The sequence below is a fragment of the Oscillibacter sp. 1-3 genome, assembly GCF_000403435.2.
Taxonomy (GTDB): domain Bacteria; phylum Bacillota; class Clostridia; order Oscillospirales; family Oscillospiraceae; genus Oscillibacter.
Genome location: NZ_KE159709.1, coordinates 634,633 through 653,277, shown reverse-complemented (window position 1 = coordinate 653,277; position 18,645 = coordinate 634,633). Strand labels below are relative to the sequence as shown.

The 18,645-nt window shown below is 62.1% G+C and carries 17 protein-coding genes; 9 read left to right on the top strand and 8 right to left on the bottom strand.

The genetic code is table 11. The features are described 5' to 3' along the window. The first annotated feature begins 289 nt into the window (after positions 1–289). The 4 genes from C816_RS15665 (at position 290) to C816_RS15650 (ending at position 3,839) form a co-directional block, all read left to right on the top strand. Positions 290–1,018 (top strand): M15 family metallopeptidase, encoded by a 729-nt coding sequence (locus tag C816_RS15665; protein ID WP_016323378.1) that lies wholly within the window; start codon positions 290–292, stop codon positions 1,016–1,018. Between the two features lie 16 nt (positions 1,019–1,034). Further along, complete coding sequence (ruvX, locus tag C816_RS15660) at positions 1,035–1,451, top strand: Holliday junction resolvase RuvX (protein ID WP_371254387.1); 417 nt, start codon at positions 1,035–1,037, stop codon at positions 1,449–1,451. A gap of 16 nt (positions 1,452–1,467) precedes the next feature. Further along, positions 1,468–1,932: a hypothetical protein gene (locus tag C816_RS15655; RefSeq protein WP_016323376.1), complete on the top strand. Its 465-nt coding sequence runs from the start codon at positions 1,468–1,470 to the stop codon at positions 1,930–1,932. Between the two features lie 212 nt (positions 1,933–2,144). Then, a complete protein-coding gene (locus tag C816_RS15650) occupies positions 2,145–3,839 on the top strand; it encodes a methyl-accepting chemotaxis protein (protein ID WP_016323375.1) in 1,695 nt (564 codons plus the stop codon). Between the two features lie 95 nt (positions 3,840–3,934). On the opposite strand, the gene C816_RS22005 is transcribed toward C816_RS15650, so the two are convergent. Beyond that, positions 3,935–5,353, bottom strand: coding sequence for a hypothetical protein (locus tag C816_RS22005; RefSeq protein ID WP_016323374.1), 1,419 nt, complete (start codon positions 5,351–5,353; stop codon positions 3,935–3,937). A 124-nt stretch (positions 5,354–5,477) separates the two neighbouring features. Further along, a complete protein-coding gene (locus C816_RS15640) occupies positions 5,478–6,041 on the bottom strand; it encodes a type I phosphoribosyltransferase (protein WP_040655896.1) in 564 nt (187 codons plus the stop codon). Positions 6,042–6,289: 248 nt separating this feature from the next. On the opposite strand from C816_RS15640, the gene gdhA reads away from it, so the two are divergent. Next, positions 6,290–7,639 (top strand): NADP-specific glutamate dehydrogenase, encoded by a 1,350-nt coding sequence (gene gdhA, locus C816_RS15635; protein ID WP_016323372.1) that lies wholly within the window; start codon positions 6,290–6,292, stop codon positions 7,637–7,639. A 250-nt stretch (positions 7,640–7,889) separates the two neighbouring features. Here gdhA and C816_RS15630 read toward each other — a convergent pair whose 3' ends face one another. The 4 genes from C816_RS15630 to C816_RS15615 form a co-directional block, all read right to left on the bottom strand. Further along, positions 7,890–9,032 (bottom strand): hypothetical protein, encoded by a 1,143-nt coding sequence (locus tag C816_RS15630; RefSeq protein WP_016323371.1) that lies wholly within the window; start codon positions 9,030–9,032, stop codon positions 7,890–7,892. Then, positions 9,029–9,580, bottom strand: a complete 552-nt coding sequence (locus C816_RS15625) for an RNA polymerase sigma factor (protein ID WP_016323370.1) — start codon at positions 9,578–9,580, stop codon at positions 9,029–9,031. The genes C816_RS15630 and C816_RS15625 overlap by 4 nt, the downstream gene beginning before the upstream one ends. A gap of 107 nt (positions 9,581–9,687) precedes the next feature. Further along, on the bottom strand, positions 9,688–10,104 hold the full coding sequence (locus tag C816_RS15620) for an NTF2 fold immunity protein (RefSeq protein WP_016323369.1): 417 nt from the start codon (positions 10,102–10,104) through the stop codon (positions 9,688–9,690). After that, complete coding sequence (locus C816_RS15615; RefSeq protein ID WP_016323368.1) at positions 10,101–10,712, bottom strand: 4'-phosphopantetheinyl transferase family protein; 612 nt, start codon at positions 10,710–10,712, stop codon at positions 10,101–10,103. Before C816_RS15615 ends, C816_RS15620 begins: the two co-directional genes overlap by 4 nt. Positions 10,713–10,936: 224 nt before the next feature. Here C816_RS15615 and dnaG point away from each other — a divergent pair, with 224 nt between their 5' ends. The 3 genes from dnaG (at position 10,937) to C816_RS25085 (ending at position 14,562) form a co-directional block, all read left to right on the top strand. Continuing rightward, positions 10,937–12,712 (top strand): DNA primase, encoded by a 1,776-nt coding sequence (gene dnaG, locus C816_RS15610; RefSeq protein ID WP_016323367.1) that lies wholly within the window; start codon positions 10,937–10,939, stop codon positions 12,710–12,712. Then, positions 12,705–14,129, top strand: coding sequence for an RNA polymerase sigma factor RpoD (rpoD, locus tag C816_RS15605; protein WP_016323366.1), 1,425 nt, complete (start codon positions 12,705–12,707; stop codon positions 14,127–14,129). Before dnaG ends, rpoD begins: the two co-directional genes overlap by 8 nt. Before the next feature lie 280 nt (positions 14,130–14,409). Then, positions 14,410–14,562, top strand: coding sequence for a GyrI-like domain-containing protein (locus tag C816_RS25085; protein WP_242832215.1), 153 nt, complete (start codon positions 14,410–14,412; stop codon positions 14,560–14,562). A 55-nt stretch (positions 14,563–14,617) separates the two neighbouring features. Here the strand turns inward: C816_RS25085 and C816_RS15600 are convergent, their stop codons facing one another. Continuing rightward, the gene (locus tag C816_RS15600) at positions 14,618–15,943 is read right to left on the bottom strand and encodes an MATE family efflux transporter (protein ID WP_016323365.1); all 1,326 of its coding nucleotides are present in this window, start codon (positions 15,941–15,943) and stop codon (positions 14,618–14,620) included. A gap of 41 nt (positions 15,944–15,984) precedes the next feature. Continuing rightward, positions 15,985–16,422: a MarR family winged helix-turn-helix transcriptional regulator gene (locus C816_RS15595; protein WP_016323364.1), complete on the bottom strand. Its 438-nt coding sequence runs from the start codon at positions 16,420–16,422 to the stop codon at positions 15,985–15,987. Between the two features lie 225 nt (positions 16,423–16,647). On the opposite strand from C816_RS15595, the gene C816_RS15590 reads away from it, so the two are divergent. After that, complete coding sequence (locus tag C816_RS15590) at positions 16,648–18,630, top strand: bifunctional metallophosphatase/5'-nucleotidase (RefSeq protein WP_016323363.1); 1,983 nt, start codon at positions 16,648–16,650, stop codon at positions 18,628–18,630. The last annotated feature ends 15 nt before the right edge of the window (positions 18,631–18,645 follow it).

Sequence of the window (18,645 nt, the reverse complement as noted above, 5' to 3'; positions counted from 1 at the left end):
CCTCCTTATTATTGGCATCTCTCCGGCTTCGCCGGGGATGCCGACTGCCTCCCTGCTGATTGGAAGTCCGGCCCCTGCCGCACGCCGAAAAGCGAAATGCGCGCACGACAAAAAAGCCCCTTCTCGCAGGTAAATGTGATTCTACCACAAGTCAAGTCCAAGGTCAACTGTTTTCCGCAAAAAAATTCCAGGATTCCTGTGGTTTCCCTCCGGCAGCTTGTTTTGTCCCAGAAAGTGTGCTATACTCCACCTGCATAACAGTATAACCAAGATGATCGAGGTGCTAACCATGCGATTTTTTCTGCCGCTAGCACTGGGGCTCTCCCTCCTGCTGGCAGGCTGCGGACAGCGGATGTCCCCGCCGCCGGAGGAAGCCCCCGCCGCGGAGGAGCCGGCGCCCGTCCCCGAACCCAAGCCGCTCCCGGCGCCCGAGCCGGTTCCGGAGCCCGCCCCCCAGCTGGAGCCTCCTCCCGCCCCTGCTGACTTTGTCCTGGTGTCAGACTGCGTCCCGGGTATCCGGGCAGACCTGAAATACGCCGGCGAGGATAATTTCACCGGCCAGGTCATCTATGATTTCACGGAGGCGTATCTCCGGTACGGCACCGCCCGGAAGCTGGCCGCCGCCCAGGAGATCCTGACCGCTCAGGGGTACTCCCTGCTGATCTGGGACGCCTTCCGCCCCACGGAGGCCCAGTTCCGTTTGTGGGAGGTCTGTCCGGACCCGGTGTACGTGGCAAATCCGGAGAGGGGGTTCTCCTCCCACAGCCGGGGAAACACCGTGGACGTGACGCTGGTGCTGGAGGACGGCTCCCCGGTGGAGATGCCCACCGGGTTTGACGACTTCTCCCCCCTGGCGGACCGGGATTACAGCGACGTACCGGAGACCGCCGCCGCCAATGCCCGGCTATTGGAGGACGTGATGACGGACTGCGGCTTCAAGCCCTACGCCGGAGAGTGGTGGCACTTCTCCGACACCGACAGCTATCCTGTGGAAGAGGACTTTGTCCCCGGAAAGTGAGAAATCTATGCGTATTATGGCCATTGATTACGGCGACGCCCACACCGGCATCGCCGTCTCAGACCCCACCGGCCTGCTGGCCGGGTTCACTGTCACCGTCGACGCCTACCGCCCGGAGGACGCGGTGGAGCGGATCGCCGCCCTGGCGAAAGAGCACGGGGCGGAGGAGCTGGTGCTGGGCCACCCGATCAACATGGACGGCACCCTGGGCCCCCGGTCGGAGAAGGCCCGGGCCATGAAGGTTTTGCTGGAGGAGCGGACCGGCCTGCCGGTGGTCCTCTGGGACGAACGCCGCACCACCATCGACGCCCATTGGATTCTGATGAACAGCGGCAAAGACGCCAGGAAACGGAAAAAGACTGTGGACGCCGTGGCGGCGTCGCTGATCCTGGAGGGGTATCTCACCTATAAAAAGAGCCATCCGCGGGGCTGACGGGGGGACACAAAGTATGTACCGGCACTGTGACGGCGGCTCCTCCCTGTTCAGCCTGCATGACTGCCGCGCGGAGAGAATGACATATGAAAACGGGGTGCTGTCCTTCTGCTTTCCGGACGGCTTCTGGGTGATCCCGGACCACCCGCTGAACACCACAGGCAAAATTGTTAAAACCGGTCCGTCCGAGGTGAAATACCGGATTCTTGACGAGGACATCGACGGCGTGGATATATACGTGTTTACGGAGAAAAAGCGGCGGAACGCCCTCCGGGTCGGCTGGGAGCCGGGAAACTTCCTCGCCGCCGTCAACGGCGGGGCGCTCCAGGTGGAGTTCATCACACAATATCAGAGCTGGCAGTCCGTTCTGCACAAGTGCTGGGTCTGGTTTGACCGCCGCCATAAGGAATGTGAGATCATTCTCCACACGGACCAGACCCTCTGGTGCTGGGACGACCTTTGTCCGGACCGGGTGTGGTAGACGACGGCGGGCCGCCCGCCCGGCAAGAAAATTGAATGAAGCGCGGTGGAAAGTATCCGCCTCGATCCGGCATTGCATCGGTTTGAAAACAGACTTCAAAAAAGCGGAACAAAAAATAGGGTTGCAAAAAGCTCCAACCCTTATTATAATTGATAGGCTGGGCGGCGCATTCCGCCCACAGAGAAACACTATAACAAATGGAGTGAGCAAGCATGAAACAAAACCAGTTCTCCAAAGGCGGCGCTGGCAAAAAGGATAAGCGCATCGGCCAGAAGGTCGGCAAAGTGGTCATTATCATGCAGGTGGTCTCAGTTTTCTTTGCGGTGGTCATGTGTGTGACCATGTTCCGCAGCCTGACCACCAAAATGCTGAAAGACCGCTGCACCAACGGCACCAACATGCTGGCCTATCTACTCAGCCAGAACGGCGGCGGCGAGGACCCCAATCAGCTGCTGGACGAGCTGAAAAGCCGTATGGGCTGTGAGTTCACCATTTTTGAGGGCGATACCCGGGCCTACACCACCGTGATCCAGAACGGGGAGCGGGCCGTAGGCACCAAGCTCTCCTCCAGCCTGTCCAGCACCGTGCTCCAGCAGGGACAGTCCTATGTGGGCAAGGCGGTCATCCTGGACGAGGAGTACCTCTGCTCCTATGTTCCCACCAGAGACGCCGGAGGAAATGTCAACGGGCTGATCTTCGCCGGCATCTCCAATGCCGAGGCCAGCCGGCAGATCCTTATTACCGTGATTTTGTCCTCCGTGGTAAGCCTTATTGTCATCGTCGTATGTGTTATGGTAATGGCCGCGTATCTCAAAAAGACGGTATCCGCCCCTCTGGCTGAGATCACACAGGTGGCCGGATACCTGGTGCAGGGCCGCCTGGGCCTGAGCAGCGGCGAGGAGATCAGCGTCAATGTACACTCCAACGACGAAATCGGAGAACTGGGCCGGATCTTTGAAGAGACCATCCGCCGCCTGCGCTCCTACATTGGCGAGATTGCCGACGTGCTGGATTCCATTGCCAACGGCGATCTGACCAACGGCGCCCAGCAGGACTACGTGGGGGACTTCATGTCCATCAAAAAGTCTCTGGACAGCATTGTAACCAGGCTGAACGACACCATGTACCAGATCCGGAACAGCGCCGAGCAGGTGGCCTCCGGCTCCGAGCAGGTGTCTACCAGCGCCCAGGCCCTGGCCCAGGGCGCCACCGAGCAGGCCAGCTCCGTGGAGGAGCTCTCCGCCACCATCAGCGACATCTCCGAAAACGCCCAGAAAACCGCGCAGGCCACCAGGGAGGCCGGTCAGTTCGTGGAACAGGCGGGCGCCCAGCTGGGCATCAGCGTGGAGTATGTCAAAAACCTGAACCTGGCCATGGAGCGCATCTCCGGCTCCTCCCAGGAGATCAGCAAGATCATCGCCGCCATCGAAAACATCGCCTTCCAGACCAATATTCTGGCCCTGAACGCCGCCGTGGAGGCCGCCCGGGCGGGCAGCGCCGGCAAGGGCTTCGCCGTGGTTGCCGACGAGGTGCGCAATCTGGCCAACAGGTCGGACGAGGCCGCCAAGGCCACTAAGGACCTGATCGAGAGCTCCATCGCCGCCGTCTCTGAGGGCAGCGACGTGGTGCATAAGGTCACCGAGGCTCTGGAGCGCACCAGCGAGAGCGCCGGCGGCGTCACCGCCAAGATGGCCATCGTGGTGGAGGAGGTGGAGAGCCAGACTGTCTCCATCAGCCAGATCACCGAGGGCATCGACCAGATCTCCGGCGTAGTCCAGAACAACTCCGCCACCAGCGAGCAGTCCGCCGCCGCCAGTGAGGAGCTGTCCTCTCAGGCCAGCCTCCTCAAGGGGCTTGTGGCCTCCTTCCGTCTGAAACAGGGCACGAATGCGGAGAGCGCTTTCTGAGCAAGACCCGCAGAGCATACATAAAAGGGCCAGGGGTGTGAACCCCTGGCCCTTGAGATTTTTCCGGTATATGGGCCTGTTTCGCCCAGCTTCCGCTACGCCTGATCCGGAACGACCTTCTCCGGCGGCGTGTCCAGCTGCCAGGGGTCGTCCAGAAGCCCGTGGAGATAGCGCAGAGCGGAGGCGAAATAGAACCCGTCCACAATCCGCTCATCCGTCACGTAGTTACAGTCGATGTACTTCCGCCGCACCACTGTGCCGTCCCGCGCCGTCTCATAGACCCTGCGTTTTTTCCCGAAGGAGCAGAACACCGGCACATTGCCGAAGTCGTACAGGTGGTGGTAGATGGGCGGAATGCCCAGGGAGGCCATGGAGGTGATGTACAGCGACCCGTGGAAGGGAGAGAGCTTTGTCAGCGCCCTGGGCAACAGGCCGAAGTAATCCATGGTCTGGAGCAGAAAGACGAAGAATTTCAGCAGCAGCCCCGGGATCAGGTTGAAGGCCCCCGCCAGCTTGTCAAAGCCGGTGTCCAGCGGCGCGTCTTTCACGGCCTGGACCTTCTCGTTAAACCGCCCGTACACCATGTCCGCCGTGTCGGCGGGGTCAAAGGCGACCTTGATGACCGTGTCCGGAGAGTCCACGGACATGGTCTTTTTGATGGTCATGTTGATCTCGATCTCCCGGCCCCGGGAGAAGATCTTCTGCCCGGCGATAAACCGGTTCAGCCCCGGATACCGGGCGCAGGCGCGGACATAGGCCGCCAGCAGCACGTGGAGGATGCCGAAATTCTTGAGCCCCGCCCGCCGCTTGGAGACAATGTATTTCTCCATCTCTGTGATCTCCACGTGGTCCTCCAGAAAGTTCTGGGAGGTGTTGCGGGTCTTCATCAGATAGGGCGACACCGCGAAGATGGGAGAAAGAGACCGCAGCCGCCGCCCGTCGTTCCGGTCGCCGAAGCCGGGGACATACTCCCCCTCCCCTGCCGGACGCCTCCGCATGGCCAGGGACACACAGAGCAGGGCCGCCATACAAAAAAGCACCGACACCTCCGGCAGCCAGTCATGGACCGGCCAGCCCAGCTTCCGGGTGTCCTCCACAAAGATGTGGTACAGCATGGGCAGGCCGAAGAGGAGCCAGAGGAGCTTTTGTGTGGGTACGCGGCCCGTCACCGTGGCGGTGTAGAGCGCCGCCACCAGGGCGTACAGCAGCAGGCACAGCGCCGTGTGCAGCCGGGACGGAAATCCCAGGGCCTTGACGGCAAAGAACACGCACCCCAGCCACACCGGGATGGCGGAGCGGAACAGACGGTCTCTTCCGTCCCGCAGGAGAATCAGCACAAAGGACACGTTCGCCGCCAGAGGCAGGAGAATTTGGAGGCACAGAAAGGGTCTGGAGAGCGCCGGCTCCCCGCAGGCCCACACGATGCGCACCACCGCCGAGCAAACCATGAACAGCGCTGACAGGATCGCGGGGACCGTCATCCCCGGCAGATAGTAGATGGTCTTTCTCTTCATAGTCCGTTGATTATATCACATTTTCGGCCCGCTGGAAAGTTTTTTGTCGGAACTTTTCCATAAAAAGCGAAAAAGCAGGGCACGCCATCGCTCCCGGCGCGCCCCGTTTTTTCGCTGTGCCGCCTCAGCCCTTGACCGTCCCGTCGGCGCTGAACACCGGCAGGGGCGCCAGAAAGCTGATGTCGGGCCGGTTTTGGGCGTCGCCCTCCGCCAGCACCGCCACTCTGCCGGTCACGGTGCCCCCGGCCATGGCCACCAGGGCCTCCATGGCGTGAAGGGAGCCGCCGGTGGAGATGACATCGTCCATCAGCAGAATCCGCCTGCCCCGAATCAGGTCCGCGTCATCCCGGCCCAGGAACAGCTTCTGCTCCCCGGCGGTGGTGATGGACTTGTCCGTCACGTGGATGGGGTCCGGCATATAGGCCTTGGGGCCCTTCCGGGCGATGAAGTACTTCTCCGCCCCGGACTGCCGCGCCATCTCATGGATCAGGGGAATGCTCTTGGCCTCGGCAGTGAGCATATAGTCATAGCTGTCCGCGGGAACCAGCTTCAAAAGCTCCCGGGCGCAGGCCACTGTCAGCTCCGCGTCGCCAAAGACGATGAAAGCGGCGATATACAGATCGTCTGTGACTTTGCAGATGGGAAGCTCACGCCTCAGGCCCGCAACCTCAATGGGATATGTACTCATATCTCTTCTCCCCTTATCAAAAAATCTCCAAATGGTTTTTTCCAGAATCATTATACCCCGCCTCCGTAAAAAGTCAATAAGGCAAAGGCGGAGACAAGCTCCAAAGTTTCCGAAATATCCCATCTTTTTCCCGGGAAACGCCGCTGCCCTCTTGCTTCTTTTCTCCAAAGGTGGTAAAATAGCAGTGAAATACGGGGGATCACGCTGCCCCCGATGGGATCGCCATGATTTGAAGGAGGTCATTTCAGATGAACGCATATCTCGCCAGAGTCATCGAAAACGTCAAGGCCAAGCACGCCGGCGAGCCGGAGTTTATCCAGACGGTGGAGGAGGTCCTCACCTCCCTGGAGCCGGTGGTGGAGAAGCACCCGGAGTACGAGAAGGCCTGTCTGCTGGAGCGGATGGTGGAGCCGGAGCGGACCATCAGTTTCCGTGTGGCCTGGATGTCCGACGACGGCGCCTGGCACACCAATACCGGCTGGCGCTGCCAGTTTAACGGCGCCATCGGTCCCTATAAGGGCGGCCTTCGCTTCCAGAAGGACGTCAATCTCAGCATCATCAAGTTCCTGGCCTTTGAGCAGACCTTCAAGAACGCCCTGACGGGCCTGCCCATCGGCAGCGGCAAGGGCGGCAGCGACTTCGATCCCACCGGCAAGTCCGACGCGGAGATTATGCGCTTCTGCCAGTCCTTCATGACGGCCCTGCACCGCTTCATCGGACCGGACGTGGACGTGCCCGCCGGCGACATGGGCGTGGGCACCCGGGAGATCAGCTATCTCTTCGGCCAGTACCGCCGCCTGCGGGGCGCCTGGGAAAACGGCGTCCTCACCGGCAAGGACTTCGCCTCCGGCGGCTCCCTGGTGCGGCCCGAGGCCACGGGCTTCGGCTCTGTCTACTATCTGGAGAACGTCCTCAAGCACGAGGGCGAGGACATCCGGGGCAAAACCATCGCCTGCGCAGGCTTCGGCAACGTGACCTGGGGCATCTGCAAAAAGGCCACGGAGCTGGGGGCCAAGGTGGTCACCCTCTCCGGCCCCGACGGCTACGTCTACGACCCTGACGGCGTCACCACGCCGGAGAAGATCGCGTATCTGGTGGAGATGCGCAATTCCGGCCGCAACCGGGTCCAGGACTACGCGGAGAAATTCGGCGTGGAGTTCTTCCCCGGCCAAAAGCCCTGGGGCGTGAAGGTGGATGTGTGCATGCCCTCCGCCATGCAGAACGACGTGCATCTGGAGCATGCCAAGCAGATCGCCGAGAGCGGCGTGAAGTACTATATTGAGGTGGCCAACATGCCCACCACCAACGACGCCCTGAAATTCCTGATGGAGCAGCCCGGCGTCATCGTGGCCCCCTCCAAGGCCGTCAACGCCGGCGGCGTGGCCACCTCCGCCCTGGAGATGGCCCAGAACAGCGAGCGCCTGATCTGGACTGAGGAGGAGGTCGACAAGCAGCTCCACCGGATCATGGACAACATCTATAATATGAGCGTGGAGGCCGCCGAGAAGTACGGCCTGGGCTACAACCTGGTGGCGGGCGCCAACATCGCCGGCTTCCAGAGAGTGGCTGACGCCATGATGGCGCAGGGCGTCTTTTAATTCACTGAAAACGGCCTCTGGCCATTTTCGGTAAGGGAATCACAGTTCTTCCGCGCACTCAGCCCCCATCTGCCGCAGGCAGATGGGGGCTTCGCACACTCCAGAACTGAGCGGTGTTTTTCCCGAGGTATATGCCCTCAGGAAAAACAGTTTTCAATTGATTTCCGCCGCGCCCTCGGCCCGTTCCCTCCGGGCCGAGGGCGACTTGACGACGGATGTAAGCCACCCGTGAAGCTCCTGCGGAGAGCCTTCAGCCGCCGGTTAAAAGATCCTCTGGCCCCAACACCGTGCTGTCCGGGAGTTCCCGCCCGCCGTTGGGACCCTCCACTCCATAGCTGGGCTGGGCGCGGCCGCTCTCCGCCGGGTCCGCCTGGGGCGCCACGGGGACCGCAGCGGGCTGGCTTTGCTCCGGCTGGACAGGCTGAATCCGTACCGCACCGGTCATCCGCCGGATATAGGCTGCCACCTCGTCCAGGGTCTTCGCCTCCGCGATCTCCTCATAGAGGCCGCGCTCAAAAGACAGACCCTCCCCTGTATCCAGGAACACATACCGCATCCCCTCGGAGAGGTAGAATTCCCCCAGGTCGGCGTAGCAGAACCAGCTGTCCCCGTCCCGGCGGCCAGTCTCCGGTGAGGCGGCGATGGGCATGAAGATGGCGTCGCTCCCCGCCTCCAGGGCGGTTAGAGGGCCGGAGAGGCTGGTGGACATGTCCGGCCCCCCTATATAGAGGACGGTCCGAATCTCCCCCGCCGTCAGGTCCCCCCGGATGGGATCGGTGATCTCCACGGCCGCCACAGTGTACTGCGTCTCAAAGCCGCCGGCCTCCACCACGTAGTACCGCAGATCCCGGACGATCCCCCGGAAGACAGCCGTGTCCTGTGCGAAGATCTCCTCCGGAGACAGCCACGCAAGACAGGAGGCGGAGTCGGTCTCCGTCCGGTGCTTTTCTCCGTCTATGATAATATCATCCTCCGTCCGCGCTCCGCCGTCCAGCTCTCCGATCTCCACATTGACAGAATAATTGGAGGCCGGACGGGTATCGCGGCCGCTCCAGTAGTCCGCGCCATCCAGACCAGCGTTGTCTTCCGGCACCTCCGCTGGATGAAACTCCACAATCTTTTCGTGCCAGCCAACCTCATCCTCCGCACCGCCGCCGGAATCCAAGGCGCTCTCAGGGCGAGCCAGGGTATCGAAACCCTCCTCCAGCTCCGCCCACTTTCGCGAACCCTCCACCCGCTCCAGGGCAAAGGCTCCCGCCAGCACCACCGCCAGGCACGCCGCCAGGGTTCCGTACCGCCGCCAGGGGCGGCTCTGTTTTTTCACGGTCTCTGCCTCCGTGATCTGGTCCTCCTGGACCTCCCCCACAGCCCGGAACAGCTCCTCTTTCGTCATAGGTCGTACCCCTCCTCGATCAAATAGGCCCGCAGCCCCTTTCGGGCGCGGTGGAGCAGGGACTTCACCTTCCCTTGGGTGAACCCGTACCCGGCGGCGATCTCCTGAACGGTGTCGCAGTACCAGTACCGCCGGAGAAAAACCCGCCGGCACTCCGGCGAGACGGTGTCCAGATACGCCGAGATGGCCTCCCCCAGGCGGCGCAAATCAAAGTCCTCCCCCGCAGGGTCGCCGCCCACGCACTCCGCCAGCTCCTCCAGCACCGCCGTGCAGCCGCTCCGGCTCTGGGCGGCGTTGTAATCAAACCGGTCCAGGGCCGTGTTCCGGGCAATGCGGCCCAGAAAGGGCGGCAGACGCCGGGGCCGCTGGGGCGGCATGGCGTTCCAGGCCCCCAGCCAGGTGTCGTTCAGACACTCCTCGCTGTCCCGGCCGTCTCCCAGTACCCGGCGGATGATGGCCGCGCAGTAGCCGCCGTATTTCTCCGCCGTGGCCCGGATGGCCTCCTCAGACCGCTCCCAGTACAATGTGATGATGTCCTGATCCTCCATATGTTCACTTCCTTTTGAAAGCCGCTTTCATCCTTTTAGTCGGAAAAGAGGGAGCGTTGGTTCCACGGAGTGCAAAAAATCGGGCAGGGAAATGTTCCCCGCCCGATTCAAAAGTCGCCGTAGACCCAACGGCGGATGTAAAACTCTGTGTGGAGCCTCTGCTGATAACTGTTGATCCGCCACGCTCCGCCCTCGCACACCAGCTTGAACCGATAGTCCAGCCGGCCCTCGCTGGTCAGGATCTCCACCACGGCCCGGTTTTTCACCCGCTCCACCGTGCTGAGGGTCATCTCATCCATGGCAGCGTAGGTGGGTGGATCGGAAATGGGCGCGTAATAGGTCCGCTCCCGTTTGGTGAGATAGCGGGCATAGATCAGCCCCGCCTCCGCGCGGTACGCCTCCAGAAAGGCGGCCGACCGGCCCCGCACCCGCTCCGACGCCAGCAGCGGGGCATACCTGCGCTGGAGGGCGTTGACCTCCTCTGCAAAAGCCAGAACAAACTCCACTAATTCCCCGTCTTTCACGTCGCTCCCTCCGATACACCGCCCAGAACCAGCCGCCGTACGGTGCCCGACTTCTCCGAACTGCCGGAGGCCACCCCCGCCGCATAGCCGGGGAAGGTCTCGATTTCATAATAGACCTCCCCGTACCGCAGGGGCGTCTCCTCCCGGATCATCGTGCCGACACCGTCGCCGCTGCGCTTGGCCCGAGCCTCCCGCCGCACCCAGCTGCGAAAAAAATCCTCCCGCGTATCCACGTCCGCCAGCCGCCGCATGGCCCGCTGGCTCACCGGGCGGATGTGCTCAATATCCACCCCCAGAGGCTCGTCCGAAAGGCCCACAAGCACCGCGCCGGCGGTGTGGCTCAGATTGAACTGCACCTCCGGGTGCTCCGGAAAGCAGGGCTTTCCCCGGTTCGTCAGGGCGATTTTTGGCAGTTCCCGCCATCCGTACTGTTCCTCCAGGGCCTGGCGTAAAATAAAGTAGGCGCACAACGGCTCCTGACGCCGCTCCACCTGCCGGACCCGCAAAAGCCGCTCCCGACGCTCCGGAGGAAGCAGGGCCATCATGGTCTCCGCCTCCTCCGCCGTCAGCGGCCGCCCCAGCCGGACGGCCCAAAGTTCGATGGACATATCTTCCCGTCCCCTCCCTGTCATACACGATTCTATTGTAGCCACTCCTCCCATTGGTGTAAATTCTCCTTTCCCACAAAAATTTTCTAAAAATTTGTGAAAAAAAAGAGGAAATTCGATAGCTGCGGGGTATATCTAAAATACCGAAGTCTGTTTTGGCGCCGGTTTTCTGTATGACCGGCGGGAATTTTGGAAAAACTGACCGAATGGAGGGAGGCACTCCTATGGCGTTTCCCCAGAGCTTTCTGGACGAGCTGGTGTCCAGATGCGACATTGTGGACGTGGTGGGCAGCTATGTCCAGCTGACGCGCAAGGGCGCCAGTCTCTTTGGCCTTTGCCCCTTCCACAGTGAGAAGACAGGCTCCTTTTCCGTGGCCCCGGATAAGCAGATCTACTACTGCTTCGGCTGCAAAAAGGGCGGCGGCGTTGTGAACTTCATCATGGAGGAGGAAAACCTGACCTTTCCTGAAGCGGTGCGCTTTCTCGCCAAGCGGGCAGGAATGGAGGTGCCGGAGGAGGAGGGCGACCGGGAGGCCGGACGCCGCCGGCAGCGGCTCCTGGAGCTGAACCGGGACGCCGCCCGTTTTTACCACCGGCTGCTCCAGCAGCCGGCGGGACAGTCTGTGCGGGACTATCTGGACCGCCGCCAAATTCGGTGGAACACTGCGGTGAAATTCGGCATGGGAGCCTCTCCGGACGCCTGGGACGTACTGCTGGGCGAGATGACCTCCAGGGGCTACACCAAGTCCGAGCTCCTGACGGCGGGTCTCATCGTGGACAACAAAAAGGGCGGCTTCTACGACAAGTTCCGAAACCGCCTGATGCTCCCGGTGATCGACACCCGAGGGGATGTGGTGGCCTTCGGCAGCCGGGTGCTGGACAAGTCCGAGCCCAAGTATATGAACTCCTCGGAGACGCCGGTGTACAGCAAAAGGCGTGTTCTGTACGGGCTGAACCTGGCAAAAAAAACCAAGCGGCCCAACATCATCCTCTGCGAGGGAAATCTGGACATCGTCACCCTCCATCAGGCGGGGTTTGACAACGCCGTGGCCTCCATGGGCACGGCGCTGACGGCGGAGCAGACCCGGCTCCTCTCCCGGTTCACCAAGGAGCTGGTGCTGTGCTACGACAACGACAACGCCGGAAAGATCGCCACGGAGCGGGCGCTCCGGATTCTGAACAACTCGGAGTTCTCCGTCAAGGTCCTCCAGCTGCCCCGGCGGCGGACGGAGGACGGGGAGCTGGTGAAGCAGGACGCGGACGACTTCATCAAAAATCACGGCCCAGACGCCTTTGAGCGGCTCTTGAGCGGCAGCGAAAACGGCGTGGAGTTCCGCATGGCCCAGATCGCCGGGAAGTATGACCTGACCGACGACCAGTCCCGGGTGGCTTACAGCGAGGAGATCAGCGTTCTGCTGGCCGCTCTGCCCAACGCCGTGGAGCGGGAGATCTACACCGCACGGGCCGCGGAGACAGCGAAGATCACCCCGGACGCCATGAAGCTGGAGGTCCAGCGGGCCTTCAAGCGTCAGGCCTCCCGGGAACGGCGGGCGGAGCTGCGAAAGGATCTGAACCCCGCCGCGGCGCTCCAGCCCAAGGAGCGGACGCTGCGCTATGAGAATATGCGCTCCGCCCGGGCGGAGGAGGGCGTCCTGCGGCTCCTTTTGCTGGACGAGAGCCTGTTCCCTGCCGCGCCCCCCCTGAGGGAGGCGGAGTTCTCCTCCCCCCTGCTGGGCCGGGTGTTCGGCCTTCTCTGGCAGGCCAGGGAGGCGGGCCGCCCCGTGACGCTGGCGGCCCTGGCCGGGGCGCTGTCCCCGGAGGAGATAAGCCACATTACCGCGGTGTGCCAGCAGCCGGAGTCCACGCAGAACGGCGGGCGGGCCCTGGCGGACTACATACGCGTGATCCGGGAGGAAGGGACCCCGGAAGACGGCAGGGACCCCCTGCTGGCGGCAACAGAAAAATACAAGAAGGGTACTGGAGGAAAGCTTCATGGCTAACGAAAAGAAATTGACCCCCAAGGAATTGGAGCAGCAGGCGGACGCGCTTCTGGCCGCCGCGGCGGCAGAGGAGCGCAAGCCGGCCGCCAAGCCGGGAAAGAAGGGCGAGGAGGAGCCGCCCCGCCTCCTCACCGACGAGGAGGCCAAGAAAGCCGGCATCCTCCGCCTGGACGACAAGCAGGTGGCCGCTCTGCCCGCCGCCAGCTGGCTCAGCGGCAACGAGAAGCTGCGGGAGCTGCTGGCCCGGGGCAAGAAAAAGGGCAAGCTGGAGTCCGCCGAGCTGATGGACGCCGTGGACGACCTCAATCTGGAAAGCGACCAGATGGACCAGCTGTACGACTCTCTGGAGGCCCTGAACATCGACATCAGCTCCGACGATCTGCTGCTGCGGGACCTGCCCGACGACGAACCCGCCGCCGAGGAGATCGCCGACGTGGAGGAGGAGGAGCTGGTAGACCCCAATACCCTGGTCAACAACTTCTCCTTGGACGACCCCGTCCGGATGTACCTCAAAGAAATCGGCAAGGTGCCCCTGCTCACCCCCGACGAGGAGGTGGATCTGGCCCAGGCCATGTCCGCCGGTAACGAGGCCGCCGAAAAGCTGGCAGAGCTGAAACGGCAGCGGGAAAACGGCGAGGCCGTCACCGCCACCGCCGCGGAGGAGGCCGCCTGGAGAAAGGACTATAAAAAGGGCGAGATCGCCAAGCAGAAGCTGGCAGAGGCCAACCTCCGCCTGGTGGTGTCCATCGCCAAGCGGTATGTGGGCCGGGGAATGCTGTTCCTGGATCTGATCCAGGAGGGCAATCTGGGCTTAATCAAGGCCGTGGAGAAGTTCGACTATACGAAGGGCTACAAGTTCTCCACCTACGCCACGTGGTGGATTCGGCAGGCCATCACCCGTGCCATCGCCGACCAGGCCCGCACAATCCGCATCCCCGTCCACATGGTGGAGACCATCAACAAGGTTATTCGGGTCAGCCGGCAGCTGCTCCAGGAGCTGGGCCACGACCCCTCCCCCAACGAGATTGCCGCGGAGATGAGCATGCCTGTGGACAAGGTCCGGGAGATTTTGAAGATCGCCCAGGAGCCGGTGTCTTTGGAGACCCCCATCGGCGAGGAGGAGGACTCCCATCTGGGGGACTTCATCCCCGACGAGGGCGCCAGTGAGCCCAGCGAGGCCGCCTCCTTCACGCTGCTGAAAGAGCAATTGATGGACGTGCTGTCCACCCTGACTCCCCGGGAGGAGAAGGTCCTGAAGCTCCGCTTCGGCATTGAGGACGGCCGGACCCGGACGCTGGAGGAAGTGGGCAAGGAGTTCAACGTCACCCGGGAGCGCATCCGGCAGATCGAGGCCAAGGCCCTGAGGAAGCTGCGGCATCCCTCCAGAAGCAAGAAATTGAAGGACTTCCTGAATTGACGTGAAACCGCGCCCATCCTGCGATGGGCGCGGTTTTATAGCCGGCAGGCACGCGCTCCGCGCAGCGGCGGACCTTTGGCTTGCCGGCCTCTCTTTTTCCGCGGGGAAACCGCGAGGACAGATGGCTCGGGTCCCATGGGAATCCTGGGCGTCTCCGCCTGCGGCGGCGGGAGATTCTCCGGGTACTACATCGCCGCCACCCGTGCCCCTGCACCGGAGGACATGGAGGAGTACACGGTCCCGGCGGGGACCTGGGCGGTGTTCCCCCTGCCGCGGCCCCATGCCCCAGGCCATGCAGGATCTCCAGCGGCGGATCATCAGCGAGTGGCTGCCCAGCTCCGGCTATGAGTACGCCGAGGCCCCGGACATTGAGGTCTACTCCGCGGACAACCTTCACAACGAGGTCTGGCTGCCCATTGTGCCCAAAAAATGACAGACGCAGAGGAGGCGGAGCGTTAAAACGCTCCGCCTCCTCTGTATATTCGGCCTCAATAGTGGTACTTTTTCCGCTTTCCTGCCAAAAAGGCCAGCGTGACCGCCACCGCCAGAGCGTCTGCCGCCGCTGTAGAGAGCCAGACGCCGTCCAGGTCCCAGATCAGGGGCAGGATCAGCACCGCCAAACATTCAAATACCAGCGTCCGCAGGAAGGAGATTAGGGCGGAGGTCAAGCCGTCGTTCAGGGCGGTAAAGAAGGAGGAGCCGAAGATTGCCAGCCCTGAAAACAGGAAGGAAAAGGAGAAGATGGCAAAGGCCCGGACGGTAATCTGCAAAAGCTCCGGGTCATAGCCCACAAACAGCAGAGAGAGCGGGTGCGCCAGTGTCTGGCCGGCGGCAAACATCAGCAGGGAAAACACTCCGATCAGCGCCAGACTTCTACACAGCAGTCCCCTGCCCTCCTCGTAGTTTTCGGCGCCGTGGTGGTAGCTGATTACCGGCCCCGCGCCTACGGAGTAGCCCAGAAACACCGCCTGAAAGATCAGGCTCACATACATCAAAACACCGTAGGCGGCGATGCCGTTTTCTCCGGCGTACGTCATCAGCCGCACGTTGAACAGCATACTCACCAGGGACATGGAGATATTGCTCATCAGCTCGGAGGCACCGTTGGCGCAGGCCCTCCGCAAGGTTTTGCCGTCAAAGCCGCAGCGCACCAGCCGCAGGCGGCTGGTATTCTCCCGCCCGAAGTAGACCAGGGGCACCGCGCCGCCCACCAGCTGGCTCAGGGCCGTGGCCGCCGCCGCGCCCTCCAGCCCGAAGCGGAGGATACCTACAAACACGGCGTCCAGCACCATATTCGTGAGCCCCGCCGCCACCGTCACATAGAGACCCAGCTTCGGCTTCTCAGCGGCGGCAAAGAGGCACTGGAACTCAAACTGCAAAATGTAGAAGGGCAGGGCCAGCAGATTGATGGCGCCGTAGACCACGCAGTTCCGCAGCAGCTGCCCCTCCGCTCCCATCAGCGCCGCCGCCCGGGGCAGAAACAAGATGCCCAAAACAGTTAGCGCCGCGCCGCAGGCCGCCGAGGTGTAGATCAGCAGGGAAAAGATCTCGTTGGCCTTTTCCGCCTTCCCCTCCCCCATGGTCTTGGCGATCAGGGCGCTGCCGCCGGTGCCGAACATAAAGCCGATACAGCCCAGCATCATCAGATAGGGCATAATGAGATTGACAGCGGCGAAGGGGGTCTTGCCCACAAAGTTGGACACAAAGAAGCCGTCTACCACGCCGTAAATGGAGGTGAAGATCAGCATGATGATGGACGGGAATGTAAAGCGCAGCAATCGCCGGCAGGTAAAATGGTCGGATAACTGGATCATATTCGTTCTATCATAAGGGCCGTCCGGCCCAAGGCTCCTTTCTAAAGTTGTTCCGCCTTCTCCCGGAGGGCCAGCAGAAACCGCTCCGTCAGTTCCAGGTATTGTTCCACATCTGCCTGGGGCCAAGAGTCAAAGATGTCGTTCTCGATCCGGATGATCCTTCCGGCGGTCTTCGCCGCCAGGGCTTGGCCCGCCTCTGTCAGACAGACACTCTTGCTCCTGGCGGATACCGGCTCCAGGTAGACCACGCCCTCCGCCTCCAGCTTGCGCAGAGCGGAGTTCACCGTCTGCTTGCTGAGACCGGAGCGGAGGCAGATGTCCCGCAGAGGGCAGGAACTGCCGCTGTCGCAGATGGTGTAGAGAACAATCATGGCACTGTCGGACAGCCCCAGCTTCAACGACATCTCATGATACACCCCGTCGATCTCCCCCACCAGGTGATTGAATCGCCGCATCACTTTTGATGGACCGTATCCCATAGCGCACCTCCTTGTTAATGGTATGAAATCGTACCCATTGCAGTATAGTACGATTTCATACCAATGTCAAGAAAGAGTTTGTAAAGGAGCTGTTAAGAAAAGCAGCGGCGCGGGCAGATGGGCTCGACAGTTGGGGGTATTGTAAAACCCTGCCAAATGTACTATAATAAGGGTGAAATCATAGACAGCCCCGAACAATGGAGCATATATAAGGAGGCCCCGCCCATGAAAAAGCTCTGTTCCCTCCTCCTGGCCCTGCTGCTGACCGTTCTCGCCCTCCCGCAGTCGGAGGCGCTGACCTCCGATCACAGCTTTGAGACCACCATCCTCTTCACCCACGATCTTCACTCCCATTTCCTGCCCCAGCCGGAGCCGGACGGCGGGGAGTCCGGCGGCTATGCCCGGCTGAAAACCGTCATTGACCGGGAGAAGGCCCGATACCCCGATGCGCTGCTGGTGGACGGCGGCGACTTCTCCATCGGCTCTCTGATCCAGACCCTCTACACCACTCAGGCCGCGGAACTGCGGACCATGGGGGCCCTGGGCTACGACGCCGCCACCCTGGGCAACCACGAGTTTGACCACACCGGGGCGGGTCTTGCCCAAATGCTGAACGCCGCCGCAAACAGCGGGGAGCGGCTCCCCACCCTTGTGGAGGCCATCTACGCCCCCTCCCCGGAAAATCCGGATCGGAGCGCCATCCTGGCGGCCATGGACAATTACGGCGTGCAGGAGACCACGCTCCTGGAGCGGGGCGGCGTCACCTACGGTATCTTCGGCCTTATGGGCGTGGACTCCCACGACTGCGCCCCTACCTCCGGCTTTACACTGGAGGACATGGCCCAGGCGGCCCGGCGGTGCGTGGAATCCCTGGAGGCCCAGGGGGCGGACTTCATCCTCTGTCTGTCCCACTCCGGCACCGAGGGCGGCAAGGGGGAGGACTACGAGCTGGCAAAGGCTGTGGACGGCATCGACGTCATTGTCTCCGGCCACACCCACACCACGCTGGCAGAGCCCATTGTGGTGAACGGTACCTATATTGTCTCCGCCGGACCCTACTGCCGGAATCTGGGCTCCATCACCCTGGAAAAGGATGGGGACACCCTCCGCCTGACAGACTACCGCCTGATCCCCATTGACGAGACCCTCCCTAGTGACCCGGGCGCCGCCGCACTGGTTGAAAGCTGGAAGGCGCAGGTGGGCGAGACCTATTTGAAACGGTACGGCCTCATCTACGACCAGGTATTAGTCCGTTCCAGCTTTGACCTTGACACCCCCCGCTCCGGTGTACAGGAGGGAAACGCCCTGGGGGAGCTGGTCTCCGACGCCTTTTTGTACGCCGCCAACGCCGCTGACCGGGCCGCAGGCCGGGAATACCAGACCACCGCAGCGGTGACGGCGGACGGCGTTCTCCGGGCTCCCCTGTCCGCCGGAGACATCACCGTCTCCCAGGCCTTTGACGTGCTGTCCATGGGCGTGGGCAGCGACGGGACCTCCGGCTTTCCCCTTGTGGCGGTGTACCTCACCGGGGCGGAGCTGCGGGACGCACTGGAGGTGGACGCCTCCGTCACCCCCATCATGCCGGCGGCCCAGCTGTATTGCGCCGGGGTTCAGTACAGCTTCAACACGCATCGGATGTTCTTCAACCGGATAACAGACGCCCTGCTCTGTGAGACCACCACCTGGACAGAGGAGGCGCCGGTCTACGGGGCCCCCTCCGAAGATACGCAGCACGCCGGCAGCAAAGACGGCTATCGCTATACAGTTACCCATTCGGACACGGTCCTCCGTGAGATCCAGGACGACCAGCTCTACCGGGTGGTCACCGGCATGTACTCCGCGCAGATGCTGGGGACGGTAAAGGGCAAGTTCATGGGCCTGCTCTCCCTGGAGCCCAAGATGGCCGACGGCACACCGGTGACAGACTTCAACGACTGTATTCTCCGAGACGGAGACGGAAACGAGATCAAGGAATGGTACGCGCTGGCCATGTATCTCCAATCCTTCGGCCCGGATGGGATTTCCGCCCGGTACTCCGCCCCGGACGGCCGAAAGACGGTGAGCCGCAGCTGGAACCCTGTGGAGCTGGTGAAATCCCCCAGCTGGATCACCCTGTTGGCGCTGGCGGTTTTTTTGACATTTACTATTGCAATAGTTTTTGTTATCCGTTTCATAATCCGCCGCAAACGGCGCAGAAAGAGCGCATAATTTGCCCTTTTGCTT

What these genes read in the sequence shown, in the direction of transcription:
- C816_RS15600 (WP_016323365.1), bottom strand. Translation starts at nt 15,943, where the DNA reads ATGATCCAGTTATCCGACCATTTTACCTGCCGGCGATTGCTGCGCTTT.
- C816_RS15625 (WP_016323370.1), bottom strand. Translation starts at nt 9,580, where the DNA reads ATGGAGGATCAGGACATCATCACATTGTACTGGGAGCGGTCTGAGGAG.
- C816_RS15615 (WP_016323368.1), bottom strand. Translation starts at nt 10,712, where the DNA reads ATGTCCATCGAACTTTGGGCCGTCCGGCTGGGGCGGCCGCTGACGGCG.
- C816_RS15595 (WP_016323364.1), bottom strand. Translation starts at nt 16,422, where the DNA reads ATGGGATACGGTCCATCAAAAGTGATGCGGCGATTCAATCACCTGGTG.
- C816_RS25085 (WP_242832215.1), top strand. Translation starts at nt 14,410, where the DNA reads ATGCCCCAGGCCATGCAGGATCTCCAGCGGCGGATCATCAGCGAGTGG.
- C816_RS15665 (WP_016323378.1), top strand. Translation starts at nt 290, where the DNA reads ATGCGATTTTTTCTGCCGCTAGCACTGGGGCTCTCCCTCCTGCTGGCA.
- C816_RS22005 (WP_016323374.1), bottom strand. Translation starts at nt 5,353, where the DNA reads ATGAAGAGAAAGACCATCTACTATCTGCCGGGGATGACGGTCCCCGCG.
- dnaG (WP_016323367.1), top strand. Translation starts at nt 10,937, where the DNA reads ATGGCGTTTCCCCAGAGCTTTCTGGACGAGCTGGTGTCCAGATGCGAC.
- rpoD (WP_016323366.1), top strand. Translation starts at nt 12,705, where the DNA reads ATGGCTAACGAAAAGAAATTGACCCCCAAGGAATTGGAGCAGCAGGCG.
- C816_RS15655 (WP_016323376.1), top strand. Translation starts at nt 1,468, where the DNA reads ATGTACCGGCACTGTGACGGCGGCTCCTCCCTGTTCAGCCTGCATGAC.
- C816_RS15590 (WP_016323363.1), top strand. Translation starts at nt 16,648, where the DNA reads ATGAAAAAGCTCTGTTCCCTCCTCCTGGCCCTGCTGCTGACCGTTCTC.
- C816_RS15640 (WP_040655896.1), bottom strand. Translation starts at nt 6,041, where the DNA reads ATGAGTACATATCCCATTGAGGTTGCGGGCCTGAGGCGTGAGCTTCCC.
- C816_RS15630 (WP_016323371.1), bottom strand. Translation starts at nt 9,032, where the DNA reads ATGACGAAAGAGGAGCTGTTCCGGGCTGTGGGGGAGGTCCAGGAGGAC.
- gdhA (WP_016323372.1), top strand. Translation starts at nt 6,290, where the DNA reads ATGAACGCATATCTCGCCAGAGTCATCGAAAACGTCAAGGCCAAGCAC.
- ruvX (WP_371254387.1), top strand. Translation starts at nt 1,035, where the DNA reads ATGGCCATTGATTACGGCGACGCCCACACCGGCATCGCCGTCTCAGAC.
- C816_RS15650 (WP_016323375.1), top strand. Translation starts at nt 2,145, where the DNA reads ATGAAACAAAACCAGTTCTCCAAAGGCGGCGCTGGCAAAAAGGATAAG.